Genomic DNA, 13,924 nt, shown 5'->3' on the forward strand with positions numbered 1-13,924 from the left:
TCTGAGCGGTCGGTCAGACATCGCAAGCGGTTGATACCCCTCCACCATGCTGCGCATGGTCCCCCTCCTCTTGCAGGCGAGGAATTGAGGGGGGACTGAATGTCGATCCGGCCTAGAAATAGCGCAGCCAGCGCAGGTCGCGGCGGCGGCGCTTCAGGTCGGCGAACCACCGGGTCGGGTAATAGAGCGGCACGATCAGCAGCAGATAGACCAGCCACATCGCCCCGACCGAGGGCAGGCCGAAGACCTGTCCCTGATTGGTGCCCCAGATCGCCACCGCGCCCAGATACAGGCCGCGCAGCACATAGAGGTGGAGCAGGTAGAAGCCCATCGGCGCGCCGCCCATCACGATCAACCTGGCGGTGACCGGGCCGCTCCGTCCCTCGAACAGGGCGAGCAACAGGACCGCGACGCCCAGGGTCGACAGCAGGAACAGCAAGGACGGCGGATATTTGGTCAGCGCCAGAAAACTCATGACGCTGCGCAAAGGATCGCCGGGCACCGGCGTCCAGGGCGCATCGCCATAGCCGTTGATCGCCCGCAACAGGATGAAGGCCAGGATCATGCCGATGCCCAGGGACGTCAGCCAGCGCCGCCGTTCCTCCGCCGGACGCGTGAACCACGGCCCCATCGCATAGCCCAGCGCGATGACGCCGATCCATGGCAGCACCGGATAGGTCGTCTTGACGGTGATCCCCATCCATTCGAACGCGCTGCGCTTGTGGATCAGTGCCCAGGGCTTGAACCAGGGGCTGTCGGGCGAGAAACTGATGGGGTCGAGCAGGTTATGCCCTGCCACGATCGCCAGGCCGATCGCCGCCACCGTGCCGCGCGGCAGATGGATCAGCCCGGCCAGCGCGATCATGCACACGCCGATGGCCCAGATCACCTGCAACCAGATGGTCTGTGGCGGGAACTGCGCCGACCAGGCAAAGCCGACCAAAGTCAGTTCCAGCAGCATCAGGAACAGCCCGCGCGTCAGCAGGAAGCGGCTGGTCTCCGCACGGCTGTGCGTCTGGCCATAGAGCCAGGCCGACAGGCCGGTCAGCGCGATGAAGGTCGGCGCGCAGAGCGAGGCCAGCGTCCGGCTGAAGAACAGGGCGGGGGCGACGAGGCGTGCGTCCATCGGATCGCCGACCGCCCAATGCGTGCACAAAGTGTCCCGCACATGGTCGAGCAGCATGATGACCATGACCAGCCCGCGCACCGCGTCGATGCTCGCCAGTCGTGCGGCGGCGGCGACGGGCGGGGTAGCCCTGCGCACGGCGTCATGGGGCAGGGTCAGGCTGGTCATGCCTCCGCCTCCGGCCAGGGGGCATCGATGACCAGCAGTAGCCGGTCCTCGCCGGTCCCGGCGATCGGCGGCGAGCGGTGGATGATCGCCCGGTCGCCCGCCCGTTCGCGCCCCTTGAACAGGCCGACATCGCCCGCCGATAGCGCGCGCGGCGCGGTCTCGTCGGTCGCCCCCAGCGGCAGCCACTGGGTCGCCTGCCCGCAATAGGTGGTGATCAGCCGCAGCCCGACATAGTCGGCGTGGAATTTCCAGCAGCCATTGCCCGTGACGCGCTCGATCCGCACCTCCACCCGTTCCTCGCCGGTCCAGGTCGCATAGAGCATCGCCAGCCGTGCGGCATCGGCGGCCAGCGCCTCGTGCCAAGGCCGGGAGGGCAGGGCGCCCAGCGCCTCGCGCACGCCCGCCGCGACCGATGGCGTGGCCGCCGCGAATCGGATCGTGGGGAAACCCTCAAGATCGGGCGTTGGCAGGGGCGTGGGGCGTTCCCAGACCGCCAGCGTCACCTGCGGCTGGTCGATCGTCGCCAGCACGGCGGAATCGCTGTCGATACGGACGTGATCGGGCAGGGGCGCAGGTGGTAGAATCGTGGCGGTATCGGCCGTCGGGATCATGCAATGCAACTTCGATCGTTCATGTTACGGTGTAACATTACCAGATCGGCCCCGACAACGAAAGCCGTTGTCCGGACAAAGCAAAAGGGGCGGCACCTCGCGGCACCGCCCCCTTGGCGTCTTTCCGGTGTCCGCGACTTACGCGGCCTCTTCGTCCGGGAAGGCGTTGGTCGGCTTCGACCCCCAGAGCGCATAGAACAGGATGTAGAGTTCGCACACCGCGGTCAGCAGGAACGACTGCTGCAGGCCATAATGATCGGCCAGCCAGCCATGCACCGCGACCAGGGCGCCGCCCGCGATCGCCATGATGAGCAGGCCCGATCCTTCCTCGGTCAACGGGCCGAGGCCACGGATGCCGAGGGTGAAGATGGTCGGGAACATGATCGAGTGGAACAGGCCGACCAGGATCAGCGACCACATGGCGACATGGCCGGTGGTGAACACGGTCGCCAGCATCACGACGAACGCGCCGATCGAGAAGACCGCCAGCACGGCACCCGCGGGCACCTTCTGCATGATCGCCGAGCCGACGAAGCGGCCGACCATCATCCCGCCCCAGAGCAGGGTCAGGTAGCGACCCGCCGCCTCGGTGGTCATGTTGCCGATGTCGGGGCGGCTGACGAAGTTGACGAACAGGTTGCCGACGCCGATCTCGGCGATCAGGTAGATGAAGATCGCGCCGATGCCGAACACCAGGTTGCGATGCTTCCACAGCGAGTGGTTCTTGCGGTCCTCCTTGGCGACGCGGCTGGTCGCCGAACCCATGGCAGGCAGCGGGAAGCGCGCGATCACGAGCGCGAGGACGACCAGCACGACCGCGACCAGACCATAGGGCAGGACGACCGCATGGGCATCGGCCAGGCGTTCGGCCTGGGTCAGCGCGGCGCTGCCGGCTTCCGCCGTGCCGCCCTTCGACCGGCCGAGGATCAGATACGCGCCGAACAGCGGGGCCAGCATCGTGCCCATCGAGTTCATCGCCTGGACGAGGTTCAGCCGCGACGACGCCGTGTCCGCCGGGCCGAGCACCGCGACATAGGGGTTGGCCGCGACCTGGAGCAGCGTGATGCCGCTGGCGATCACGAACAGCATCAGCAGGGTGACGCCGTAGGAGGGCAGCGAGGCTGCCAGCATCATGCCGACCGCGCCCGCCGCCATGATCAGCAGACCCGTCACCAGCGACTTCTGGTATCCGATCTTCTCGATCAGCTTGGCCGAGGGGATGGAGGCGAAGAAATAGGCGATGAACCAGACGCTCTCGATCAGCGAGGCCTGGAAATAGCTCAGCTCGAACACGCTGCGCAGATGGGGCAGCAGCGTCCCGTTGATGACGGTGATGAAGCCCCACATGAAGAACAGGCTGGCCAGCAGGGTCAGCGCCGATCCGTAATTGCTCGTCCCTCCCCCGACAGGCTGTGCGCCGGTGGCGCGGGACGTGACGGGTGCGGCCATTGCAATCCTCTCCTTCGCGCCGGTGAACATCATCAAAAGATGTTCGTTGACCGGCTTGCTCCTGATATTTTGTCTGACTATAGTGACGCAAAAGGCGCGTCAATGGCGTCTGGCGACGAAAGGGTGAGGCATGTCGATGGCGTCAATCAAGAGCTTTCTTACATTGGTAGCGGTAACCTCCGCAATGACATCCACGGCCGCTCTTGCGAGCGAGGCAAAACGCGCCCCCGCCGGCTATGCGGCAGAGGGCGGCGCCATCGAAACGGTGACCCTGACCAACAAGGCCGGGCTGTCGGCGCGCGTCCTGACTTACGGCGCGACGCTGCAATCGGTGATGGCCCCGGACCGCGACGGCAAGCTGGCCGACGTCCTGCTCGGCTATGACAAGGCCGAAGACTATGTGAATCATCCCAATTTCTTCGGCGTGACGGTCGGTCGCTTCGCCAACCGCATCGCCGGTGGCCGCTTCACCCTTGACGGCAAGAGCTATCAGCTGCCGCTGAACGACAAGGTCAATTCGCTGCATGGCGGGACCAAGGGCTTCGACAAGAATCTGTGGAAGATCGTGTCGATGAAGGACGGTCCCACTGCCAGTGTGGTGCTGGCGCTGACCAGCGCGGACGGCGACCAGGGCTATCCCGGCAAGGTCGATGCCACCGTTACCTACTCGCTGGACGAAGCGGGGTCGCTGACCATCGCGTTCGAGGCGAAGACCGACAAGCCGACCGTCATCAACATGACGAACCATGCGATCTTCAACCTGAACGGCGAGGGTTCGCCGCTGGGCGCGACCTTCCACAAGCTGACCATCCCGGCCGCCGCCTTCACGCCGGTCGACGCCAAGCTGATCCCGACCGGCGAGATGAAGCCGGTCGCGGGCACCGTGTTCGATTTCCGCGCACCCCGCGTCGTCGCCGACGGCATCCGCGACGGCAACGACCAGCAGATCCGCTACGGCCAGGGCTATGACCACAACTTCGCGCTCGACAAGGGACTGACCGCCACGCCGCAGCTGTCCGCGCGGCTGGAGGATCCCGCCTCGGGCCGCGTGCTCGAAGTGCTGTCGACCGAGCCGGGCGTGCAATTCTACACGGGCAATTTCCTCGACGGCACCTATGTCGGCAAGAAGGGCCATCTGTACCGCATGGGTGACGGCATCGCCCTGGAGCCGCAGAAATTCCCGGACTCGCCCAACAAGCCGTCCTTCGTCTCCCCGCGCGTCGATCCGGGTAGGCCTTATCGGCATACCATGATCTATCGCTTCTCCACCGTTCGCTGACCGAAAGCCTGACATGACCGACACGCCCACCCAGAAGCTGCGTAGCCGCGCCTGGTTCGACAATCCCGAGAATATCGACATGACGGCGCTCTACCTGGAGCGCTACCTGAACTTCGGCCTTTCGCTGGAGGAGCTTCAGTCGGGCAAGCCGATCATCGGCATCGCGCAGAGCGGCTCCGACCTGTCGCCCTGCAACCGCCACCATCTGGTGCTGGCCGAACGCGTGCGTGAAGGCGTGCGCGAGATGGGCGGCATCGTCCTGGAATTCCCGGTCCACCCGATCCAGGAAACCGGCAAGCGCCCGACCGCCGGTCTCGACCGCAACCTGTCCTATCTGGGCCTGGTCGAGGTGCTGTACGGCTATCCGCTCGACGGCGTCGTGCTGACGATCGGTTGCGACAAGACGACCCCGGCGATGCTGATGGCGGCCGCGACGGTCAACATCCCGGCGATCGCGCTGTCGGTCGGCCCGATGCTCAACGGCTGGCACAAGGGCGAGCGTACCGGCTCGGGCACCATCGTGTGGAAGGCGCGCCAGATGCTGGCGGCGGGCGAGATCGACGATGCGGAGTTCATCCGCCTGGTCGCGTCGTCGGCCCCTTCGACCGGCTATTGCAACACCATGGGCACCGCGACCACGATGAACTCGCTGGCCGAGGCGCTCGGCATGTCGCTGCCCGGCTCGGCCGCGATCCCCGCGCCCTATCGTGATCGCCAGGAAGTCGCGTACCTGACCGGCAAGCGCATCGTCGAGATGGTGAACGAGGACCTGAAGCCCTCCGACATCCTGACCAGGGACGCGTTCCACAACGCGATCAAGGTCAATTCGGCGATCGGCGGCTCGACCAACGCGCCGATCCACCTCGCCGCCATCGCACGCCATATCGGCGTCGACCTGCCCGTGCAGGACTGGGAGAGCGAGGGGCACAAGGTGCCGCTGCTCGTGAACCTGCAGCCCGCCGGTGAATATCTGGGCGAGGATTATTATCGTGCGGGCGGCGTGCCCGCCGTGGTCAACCAGCTGATCGAGCAAGGCCTGATCCACGAAGGCGCGATGACCGTCAACGGCAAGACCATGGGCGAGAATTGCCGTGGCGTCGCCATCGAGGACGAAAAGGTCATCCGCCCCTTCGCCCAGCCGCTGGTGGAGGAAGCGGGCTTCATCGTCCTGTCGGGCAATCTGTTCGATGCCGCGATCATGAAGACCAGCGTGATCTCGCCGGAATTCCGCGAGCGTTATCTGTCCAACCCGGACGACCTCAATGCCTTTGAAGGTCCGGCGGTCGTGTTCGACGGGCCGGAGGATTATCACCACCGGATCGACGATCCCGCGACCGGCATCACGCCCGAGACGCTGTTGTTCATGCGCGGCGCCGGCCCGATCGGCTATCCGGGCGCGGCGGAAGTCGTCAACATGCGTCCGCCCGCGTACCTCATCACCGAGGGTGTGCATTCGCTGCCCTGCATCGGTGACGGCCGCCAGTCGGGCACGAGCGGATCGCCCTCGATCCTGAACGCCAGCCCGGAAGCCGCGGCGATGGGCGGCCTGGCGCTGATCCAGACCGGCGACCGGGTGCGCATCGACCTGAACACGGGCAGCGCCAACATCCTCATCTCCGAGGAGGAACTGGCCGAGCGTCGCAAGACGCTGGCGGCGGCAGGCGGGTATAAGTACCCCGCGTCGCAGACCCCGTGGCAGGAAATCCAGCGTTCGGTGGTCGGCCAGATGTCGACCGGCGCGATCCTGGAGGGGGCCGAGAAGTATCAGCGCATCGCCCAGACCCAGGGCCTGCCGCGCGACAATCACTGATACGGGCACTGACGAAGGCGACCGGCCGGGCGGATCATCCAGCCCGGCCGGTCGACCCGCCGACGTCAGTGATTCTGCAACCAGGCCAGGGCGGCATCATACGACAGGAAGGCGTCGAGATGCGCGAGCGGGTAGGTTTTGCGGATCTGCAGTTTCAGCGGGCTGGAATCGACGACCAGGGCCAGGCGGTCATCGGCATGATAATGCGCCACGATTCCCTCGCGCATGGCCTGAACCATGGCCATCGGCATGACGGGCGCACCCCGCCGGTCGATCAACGCCTTTGCATGAACCAGGTGGCGGCGCGATTCGTCGAGGAACGGCTGAAAGGCGCGCCAGTAGCGATCGGCGATCTCGGGCGTCCAAAGGCCATGCGCGCGGACGTGGATAATGTACCGATCGTCCAACGCAACGGTGAACGCGGGATCTTCGATGCGCATGCGAGTCCTGTGTGATGGCGCCGCCGAGGGGGCGACGCCCGTTGTCCGACCCTAGACGGAAATGCGCGGCATTTGAACATCCGGCAATCGCCGGGCTATCCGGACCGGGGCAGGCCCCCCAGGCCCTCTTGACCTGAAACGGACGGCGATCGATACCGCTAACAAATGTGTAGAGAGGAAATATGGCCAGCAATCTTATCGACCTGATGGTCGCTTTGCCGGACGATTGGCGCAATGGGCGCTTCGTCGGTCGGATCGACCGGGGCGAGGGGCCTTGCCCCATATTGGTCGAAAATGGCCAGGTCTATGACATGAGCCGCGTGGCCCCCACCGTCTCGGCGCTGCTGGCGAACGGCACGGTCGAGGCGGCTCGGGGCGAGGCGCTGGGCGAACTGGCCGACCTGAACCTGTCGCCGGATGCGGGCGCGGCCAACCGGCTGTTGTCGCCGATCGACCTGCAATGCGTGAAGGCGGCGGGCGTGACCTTCGCCGTGTCCGCGCTGGAGCGGGTGATCGAGGAGCGCGCGCGCGGCGACCATGCCAAGGCGGCGGGGCTTCGCGGCACGCTGGAAGCGGCGCTGGGCGGTAACATCCGCTCGGTCGTGCCCGGCTCACCCGAGGCGGCGCAGCTCAAGGACGCGCTGATCGCCGAAGGCCTGTGGTCGCAATATCTGGAGGTCGCGATCGGCCCGGATGCGGAAATCTTCACCAAGTCGCCGGTCCTGTCGACCGTGGGTTGGGGGATGCCGGTCGGCGTCCGTTCCGACTCGACCTGGAACAACCCGGAGCCCGAGGTCGTGCTGGTCGCCGATGCGCATGGGCGTGCGGTCGGCGCGACGCTGGGCAACGACGTGAACCTGCGCGATTTCGAGGGGCGCTCGGCGCTGCTGCTCGGCAAGGCAAAGGACAATAACGCGTCCTGCTCGCTCGGGCCGCTCGTCCGCCTGTTCGACGACGGCTTCACCATGGACGATGTGCGGTCGAGCGAGGTCAAGCTGACCATCACCGGCACCGACGGCTATGTGCTGGAAGGCGCCAGCTCGATGGACCAGATCAGCCGCGATCCCGAGGACCTGCTCGGCCAGGCGCTGAGCGAGCATCACTACCCGGACGGCCTCGTGCTGTTCCTGGGCACGTTGTTCGCGCCGACCCAGGACCGTGACGAGCCGGGTCGCGGCTTCACCCACAAGGTCGGCGACACCGTCGTCATCACCAATCCGCGCCTCGGCACGCTGGTCAATCCGGTGATGACCTCGGCCGATGCCCCTGCCTGGACCTTCGGTCTGGGCGACCTGATGCGCAACCTGGCCCGGCGCGGCCTGTTGTGACGGAGACTTCCATGTTGCAGAAGACCAGTGCCGCGACCGATCTGGTCGCGCGCTATCCCAGCCTGATCGACAAGCGCGTCATCGTGACCGGCGGCGGCTCGGGGATCGGCGAGGGGCTGGTCGAGGCGTTCGTGGCGCAGGGCGCGCGCGTCGCCTTCGTCGACATTGCCGAGGACGCGGCCCAGGCGCTCGTCGACCGGCTGACCCCCGATGCGCGCCATGCGCCGATCCAGCGGCACTGCGACCTGACCAATCTCGACAGCCTGAAGGCGGTCTTCGCCGATCTGGAAGCGGCGCTGGGCGGTGTCGACATCCTGGTCAACAATGCGGGCAACGATGATCGCCACAGCATCGAGGAGGTCACCCCGGCCTATTGGGACGAGCGGCTGAACGTCAATCTGCGCCACCAGTTCTTCGCCGCGCAGGCGGTGATCCCCGCGATGAAGCGGGCCGGGGGCGGCGCGATCCTGAACTTCGGGTCGATCAGCTGGCATCTGGGCCTCAACGATCTGGTCCTCTACCAGACCTGCAAGGCCGCGATCGAGGGGCTGACGCGCAGCCTCGCACGCGATCTGGGGCGCGAGAATATCCGCGTGAACACCATCGTGCCGGGCAATGTGCAGACGCCGCGCCAGGAGAAATGGTACACGCCCGAAGGCGAGGCGGAGATCGTCGCGGCCCAGTGTCTGGACGGACGCATCCAGCCCTCGGACGTGGCGGCATTGGTTCTGTTCCTCGCCTCGGACGATGCAAAGATGTGTACCGGCCACGACTATTTCATCGACGCTGGTTGGCGGTAACGAACCGGGCGAGAGCATAGGAGAGAGTGATGCAGCAGGCCGAACATTGCCTGACCGTGGGTGCGACGCTGGGCGAAGGCCCGATCTGGGTCGATGACGCGCTGTGGTTCGTCGATATCAAGCAGCAGCGCATCTACCGCCATGATCCGGCCGCCGGCACGCTCGACCACTGGGCCTCGCCCGAAATGGTCGGCTGGGTCGTACCGGCGCAGCGTGGCGGTTTCGTCGCAGGGTTGAAGTCCGGGCCGCATCACTTCGATCCCGCGACCGGCGCGTTCGAGCGCTTGGCCGAGGTCGATACGCATCTGCCCGCCAATCGCCTGAACGATGCGTGCGTCGACGGACAGGGACGCATCTGGTTCGGCACGATGGACAATGACGAGACCTCGCTGTCGGGCCGCCTGTTCCAATGGGCCGCAGGGCTGGTCACGCCGACCAGCGCGGATGCGGTGTGCATCACCAACGGCCCGGCCATCTCGCCCGACGACTCGACGCTCTATCATGTCGATACGCTGGGCAAGGTGATCCTGGCGCATGCGATCCTGGGTGACGGCACGCTCGGCCCCGCGACCGAGTTCGCGCGCTTCGGCGATGCGGATGGCCATCCCGATGGCGCGATCTGCGATGCCGAGGGCGGCGTGTGGGTCGGCTTCTATGGCGGCTGGGCGGCGCGGCGTTATGGTCCGGACGGGGTGATGACCGACGAGGTGCGCTTCCCCGTCTCCAACATCACCAAGATCGCGCTGGGCGGCCCCGATGGCCGCACCGCCTATGCTACCACCGCGCGGCAGGGCCTGTCGGAGGAGCAGTTGGAGGAACAGACCCAGGCGGGAGATATCTTCACCTTCCGGGTTACGGTTCCGGCCAAGCCGATCCACCGCGCGGCGGTTTGAACTCTCCCCTCTCCTCTGGACAGGGGAGAGGGTTAGCGGAGCTTGCCAGCGTGCTGGCTAGCGCAGCTTGGGTGAGGGGTTGAGCGAGCCAAAGGCTCGCGCGCGCTTTGCGCGCTCACCCCTCACCCAGCTCCGACTAAGCCTTTGCTTTGGCAAAGGCCAAGTCTGCGCAACCCTCTCCCCTCGGAGAGGGGCGAGGGAGAGAAAGGCGATACAGAATGTCGATCACCGCCCGACAACCCCTTCACCGAACCCGGCGTCTCGGGTGGCCCGCTCCTTTCGCGGGGGCGGGCCTTCTATCCCTCCATGGCGCTGCGGGTATCCTCCAGCGCCAGATCGACGAGCAGCCGCATCGCCTCTCCCGCCGCCTCGACATCGCCCGCGGCGATCGCGTCATAGACCTTCACATGGTCGGGCACCGGATTGCGGGGCAGCGCGCGCGACCGCTGCTTGAACTGGGTGGTCCAGGCGACCGCCGCGCCGATGCTGGCGGACAGCACGACCAGCGCGTCGTTGCGCGTCGCGGCCAGCACCGCATTGTGGAAATCGCGGTCGGCGGCACGCCCCGCATCGGTGGCCAGCGTATGGCGGCGCATCGCCCCCAGGGCGTCGCGCATCTCCTTCAGATCGGTCTTGTCGCGGCGCTCGGCCGCCAGCCGCGCGGCGGCAGGCTCGACGATGGCGCGAAGTTCGAACAGGCTGCGCACGAAATGGATGTCGGGCTCGCCCGAAAAGGCCCAGGCCAGCACATCGGGGTCGAGCAGGTTCCAGCGGCTGCGCGGCAGGACACGCGTGCCGGTCTTGGGTCGGCTTTCGACCAGCCCCTTGGCGCTCAGCACCTGCACCGCTTCCCGGTACGCGCTGCGCGACACGTCGAGCGCTTCGGAAAACGCGACTTCGCCCGACAGCGTGTCGCCGGGCCGATACTCGCCCGAGACGATCGCCGCGCCCAGCTTGTGCGCGATCGCGCCGTGCAGGCGGCGGCCGGTGCCGCGCCGGGTCTTGGGGGCGGCCTCGTCAGACCCCATGTCTCCGATGGTTTCGGGCGGCGCGTCGCCGTTCGTCATGCTGTCACTCATCGATCGTACCTCTCCGCCCCCATCCTTACCCACAACCTTTAACATTGCCATCGCTCCGTCAAACTAATATGTCGGAGTAATATAAAGGAGCTTCCCCTATGACCGATTTCCGTTCGATCGACGCCGCCACCGGCCAGCCGGTGGGCGACGCTTTCGCGGTCCATGGCCCCGCCGATGTCGAGGCGGCGTGCGCCGCAGCAGAGGAGGCGTTCGACGTCTATCGCGCCACCTCGCGCGAGGAGCGTGCCGCGTTCCTCGACAAGATCGGTGCCGAGATCATGGCGATCGGCGACGACCTGATCCAGGCGGCGATGCGCGAGAGCGGCCTGCCGCGCGCGCGCCTGGAGGGCGAGCGGGGCCGCACCGTCGGCCAGCTGGGCCTGTTCGCCAAGGTGCTGCGCGCCGGGGCCTATCTGCAGGTTCGCATCGATCCCGCCATGCCCGACCGCCAGCCGCTGCCGCGCCCCGACCTGCGCCTGCGCATGGTGCCGCTGGGTCCCGTTGCGGTGTTCGGCGCGTCGAACTTCCCGCTCGCCTTCTCGACCGCCGGTGGTGACACCGCCTCGGCGCTGGCCGCCGGTTGCCCGGTCGTGGTCAAGGGCCACCCCGCCCATCCGCAGACCGGCGCACTGGTTGCCGCCGCGATCGAACGGGCAGTGGAAGCCTCTGGCCTGCCCAAGGGCGTGTTCAGCCACCTGACCGGCCCGAGCAACGAACTGGGTGCCGCGCTGGTCCGCGATCCGCGCATTACCGCAGTCGGCTTCACCGGCTCGCGCGCCGGTGGCCTGGCGCTGGTCAAGATCGCCCAGGAACGCCCGGTTCCGATCCCCGTCTATGCCGAAATGTCGAGCATCAACCCGGTCGTGCTGATGCCCGAAGCCTTGAAGGCGCGCGGGGCGGCGCTCGGCACCGCCTTTGTCGGTTCGCTGACCATGGGCGCAGGCCAGTTCTGCACCAATCCGGGCCTGCTGCTCGCCATCGAGGGCGAGGGGCTGGACGCGTTCGTCGAGGCGGCGCGCACCGCGCTGCCCGAGGCGGCGGCGCAGACCATGCTGACGCCGGGCATCCACGCGGCTTATACGAAGGGCACCGAGGCGCTCGCCGGTCACGACAAGGTCGAGACGGTGGCGCAGGGCAAGGTGGGCGAGGGCATCACCGCCGGTCGCGCCGCCTTCTTCCAGACCACGGCCGAGGCGTTCCTCGCCGACGAGGCACTGGGTCATGAGGTGTTCGGCGCGTCGTCGATCCTGGTCCGCTGCCGCGACGAGGCGGAGCTGATCGCGGTGCTGAAGGCCGCCGAGGGGCAGCTGACCGCGACGATCCAGATGGATGAGGGCGATACCGACATGGCCTCGCGGCTGGTGCCGGTGCTCGAGCGCAAGGCGGGGCGGATCCTCGCCAATGGCTGGCCGACCGGCGTGGAGGTCGCCCATGCGATGGTCCATGGCGGGCCGTTCCCCTCGACCTCGGACGCGCGCACGACCTCGGTCGGCAGCCTCGCGATCGACCGCTATCTGCGGCCGGTGTCCTACCAGAACCTGTCGGCCGCACTGTTGCCGCAGGATCTGAAGGACGAAGCCGCGGGCACGCTGCCCCGCCTGGTCGATGGCCAGCCGGGCTAAGGAATGACGGGGCGCGGGCCGGATCAGGGTCCGCGCCCCTTTTTTTGTTCAAAAAGACTTTAGGGGAGGATTTCATGGCTGATCGTCTGTTGCAGCACCGCGCGCCCAATGGCTCGCGCTCGGTCATTCTGGCGCGCGGCGACCAGGCCGCGTTCGTGCCGGGCGTCGAGAGCGTCATCGCGCTGGCCCAGCGCGCGATCGCCGAAGGCCGGTCGCTGCTCGACACCGCGCTGGCCTGTGGTCAAGGCGAGAGCGTCGATCTCGCGGCCGAACTGGCGGCGGGGCATCTGATCGCGCCGATCGACCACGCCGATCCCGCGCATTGCGTCATGACCGGCACCGGCCTGACCCATCTCGGCTCGGCCGAGGGGCGCGACAAGATGCACCGCGACGCGGCCGCAGCCGCGCACCAGACCGACTCGATGCGCATGTTCCTGGAAGGCGTCGAGGGCGGCAAGCCCGGCGAAGGCCAGGTCGGTCAGCAGCCGGAATGGTTCTACAAGGGTGACGGCAGCCAGCTGGTCGGCCCCGGCGACGCGCTCGAGATGCCGGCCTTTGCGCAGGATGGCGGCGAAGAGCCCGAACTGGCGGGCATCTATCTGATCGGCCCGGACGGCACGCCGCATCGCCTGGGCCTGTGTCTGGCCAATGAATTTTCGGACCATGTGACCGAGCGGCACAATTATCTGTGGCTCGCCCATTCCAAGCTGCGTCCCGCCGCACTGGGCGCCGAACTGCTGCTGGGCGACGTGCCCGAGCATATCGAGGGCACCAGCAGGATCGCACGCGACGGCCAGACCATCTGGGAAAAGCCGTTCCTGTCGGGCGAGGCGAATATGTCGCACAGCCTCGCGAATCTCGAGCATCACCATTTCAAATACGCGCTGTTCCGTCGCCCGGGCGACGTCCATGTCCATTTCTTCGGGACGGCGACGCTGTCCTTCTCGGACGGTATCCGTACCCAGGAAGGCGATGTGTTCGAGATCGCGGCGGCACCCTTCACCCTGCCGCTCACCAATCCGCTCAAGCGGACCGAGGATCGGCCGGTGACGGTCGGCCGTCTCTGAACGCCTGATCCCTATCGCCATATGATCGGGGCGTCCTTTCCAGCGGGAGAGGGCGCCCCTGCCATGTCCGGCGCTGTGATTCTGTGCGTGATTCCCAAATTTTCGGGCCGGTGATTCGGGGAAGCACGCTCCAATGGGCATATGGTTCCGACGCCGATGCGGAAAGCGGTGGCGAATAAGCCATTGATTATTATTTGTTTTGCCAAATTTTTACGGAAAAATGAAAATCGGCTGTTGACGGTTTGGGGCAAC

General features: G+C 66.8%; 12 protein-coding genes. 7 read left to right on the forward strand and 5 right to left on the reverse strand.

Annotation, left to right across the window (positions count from 1 at the left end):
- Positions 1–112: 112 nt before the first annotated feature.
- From SP5_RS06395 to SP5_RS06405, 3 genes are all read right to left on the reverse strand, one after another.
- On the reverse strand, positions 113–1,294 hold the full coding sequence (locus SP5_RS06395) for an acetyltransferase domain-containing protein (RefSeq protein ID WP_042485690.1): 1,182 nt from the start codon (positions 1,292–1,294) through the stop codon (positions 113–115).
- Positions 1,291–1,905, reverse strand: a complete 615-nt coding sequence (locus tag SP5_RS18460) for a DUF1826 domain-containing protein (protein WP_052811436.1) — start codon at positions 1,903–1,905, stop codon at positions 1,291–1,293. Before SP5_RS18460 ends, SP5_RS06395 begins: the two co-directional genes overlap by 4 nt.
- A 138-nt stretch (positions 1,906–2,043) precedes the next feature.
- Positions 2,044–3,354 carry a sugar MFS transporter gene (locus SP5_RS06405; protein ID WP_042485817.1) on the reverse strand — a complete coding sequence of 437 codons (1,311 nt, stop codon included), beginning with the start codon at positions 3,352–3,354 and terminating at the stop codon, positions 2,044–2,046.
- A gap of 184 nt (positions 3,355–3,538) precedes the next feature.
- Between SP5_RS06405 and SP5_RS06410 the strand changes: the two genes are divergently transcribed.
- Both SP5_RS06410 and SP5_RS06415 read left to right on the forward strand, forming a co-directional pair.
- Positions 3,539–4,633, forward strand: a complete 1,095-nt coding sequence (locus SP5_RS06410; RefSeq protein WP_174435514.1) for an aldose epimerase family protein — start codon at positions 3,539–3,541, stop codon at positions 4,631–4,633.
- A gap of 13 nt (positions 4,634–4,646) precedes the next feature.
- Positions 4,647–6,443 carry an IlvD/Edd family dehydratase gene (locus tag SP5_RS06415; protein ID WP_042485695.1) on the forward strand — a complete coding sequence of 599 codons (1,797 nt, stop codon included), beginning with the start codon at positions 4,647–4,649 and terminating at the stop codon, positions 6,441–6,443.
- 65 nt (positions 6,444–6,508) lie between these two features.
- Here SP5_RS06415 and SP5_RS06420 read toward each other — a convergent pair whose 3' ends face one another.
- Complete coding sequence (locus SP5_RS06420; RefSeq protein ID WP_042485698.1) at positions 6,509–6,883, reverse strand: hypothetical protein; 375 nt, start codon at positions 6,881–6,883, stop codon at positions 6,509–6,511.
- A gap of 182 nt (positions 6,884–7,065) precedes the next feature.
- On the opposite strand from SP5_RS06420, the gene SP5_RS06425 reads away from it, so the two are divergent.
- Genes SP5_RS06425 through SP5_RS06435 form a run of 3 tightly spaced genes read left to right on the forward strand, consistent with a single transcriptional unit; the run spans position 7,066 to position 9,904 of the window.
- Positions 7,066–8,211 carry a fumarylacetoacetate hydrolase family protein gene (locus tag SP5_RS06425; protein WP_042485701.1) on the forward strand — a complete coding sequence of 382 codons (1,146 nt, stop codon included), beginning with the start codon at positions 7,066–7,068 and terminating at the stop codon, positions 8,209–8,211.
- An 11-nt stretch (positions 8,212–8,222) separates the two neighbouring features.
- A complete protein-coding gene (gene xylB, locus SP5_RS06430; protein ID WP_089413669.1) occupies positions 8,223–9,011 on the forward strand; it encodes a D-xylose 1-dehydrogenase in 789 nt (262 codons plus the stop codon).
- Positions 9,012–9,040: 29 nt separating this feature from the next.
- On the forward strand, positions 9,041–9,904 hold the full coding sequence (locus tag SP5_RS06435; RefSeq protein WP_042485706.1) for an SMP-30/gluconolactonase/LRE family protein: 864 nt from the start codon (positions 9,041–9,043) through the stop codon (positions 9,902–9,904).
- A 296-nt stretch (positions 9,905–10,200) separates the two neighbouring features.
- On the opposite strand, the gene SP5_RS06440 is transcribed toward SP5_RS06435, so the two are convergent.
- The gene (locus SP5_RS06440) at positions 10,201–10,932 is read right to left on the reverse strand and encodes a FadR/GntR family transcriptional regulator (protein ID WP_042485820.1); all 732 of its coding nucleotides are present in this window, start codon (positions 10,930–10,932) and stop codon (positions 10,201–10,203) included.
- A 149-nt stretch (positions 10,933–11,081) separates the two neighbouring features.
- Between SP5_RS06440 and SP5_RS06445 the strand changes: the two genes are divergently transcribed.
- The gene (locus tag SP5_RS06445) at positions 11,082–12,605 is read left to right on the forward strand and encodes an aldehyde dehydrogenase (NADP(+)) (RefSeq protein ID WP_042485709.1); all 1,524 of its coding nucleotides are present in this window, start codon (positions 11,082–11,084) and stop codon (positions 12,603–12,605) included.
- 74 nt (positions 12,606–12,679) lie between these two features.
- Positions 12,680–13,672, forward strand: a complete 993-nt coding sequence (gene araD1, locus SP5_RS06450) for an AraD1 family protein (RefSeq protein WP_042485712.1) — start codon at positions 12,680–12,682, stop codon at positions 13,670–13,672.
- Positions 13,673–13,924: the final 252 nt, after the last annotated feature.

The sequence above is a fragment of the Sphingomonas parapaucimobilis NBRC 15100 genome (assembly GCF_000787715.1).
In the GTDB taxonomy this organism is placed as follows: domain Bacteria; phylum Pseudomonadota; class Alphaproteobacteria; order Sphingomonadales; family Sphingomonadaceae; genus Sphingomonas; species Sphingomonas parapaucimobilis.